The sequence below is a fragment of the Falsiroseomonas sp. E2-1-a20 genome (genome assembly GCF_051433195.1).
Classification (GTDB): domain Bacteria; phylum Pseudomonadota; class Alphaproteobacteria; order Acetobacterales; family Acetobacteraceae; genus Falsiroseomonas.
Map to the genome: position 1 here is coordinate 1 of NZ_JBHMFT010000203.1, position 467 is coordinate 467.

Sequence of the window (467 nt, forward strand, 5' to 3'; positions counted from 1 at the left end):
GGACGAATCCGACGGGCACTCGTCGAGAGTGCATGGACCTATCGGCATCCGCCACGCGTCGGCGCCAAGAAGCTCTACCAGCATCGGCACGTCTCGCCCGCGGTGCGCGACATTGCGCACAAGGCGCAGGCGCGGCTGTGCGGCAGGTATCGAGCGCTCTCGGCGCGCGGCAAGAAGCTGACGGTCGCCGTCACCGCTGTCGCACGTGAACTCGCAGGGTTCATTTGGGCGATCGGGAAGGAGGTGAAGTCCGCGTAGGCGCAGCCCACCCACGCTGCAGTCATAGGGCTGGGCAAGGGTGGGGGCGAGGCAACGGCAGGGGAACTCCCGTCTGACGCTTTGTGGCCGGTCTGACCGACGCCCGCAGTAAGATCGGGAACGCCCCGGACGCATAATCGGAGATGCGGTAGCCAACCCGCGGATCAGAGCTTGATCACCGACGTCTATCCGCCTCGCCTCCTCCCGTG

1 pseudogene is annotated in these 467 nt (G+C 66.6%); it reads left to right on the forward strand.

Annotation, left to right across the window (positions count from 1 at the left end):
* A pseudogene (locus ACFHPP_RS31370) lies at positions 1-258 on the forward strand (IS110 family transposase); the annotation flags it as partial.
* Positions 259-467 lie beyond the last annotated feature (209 nt).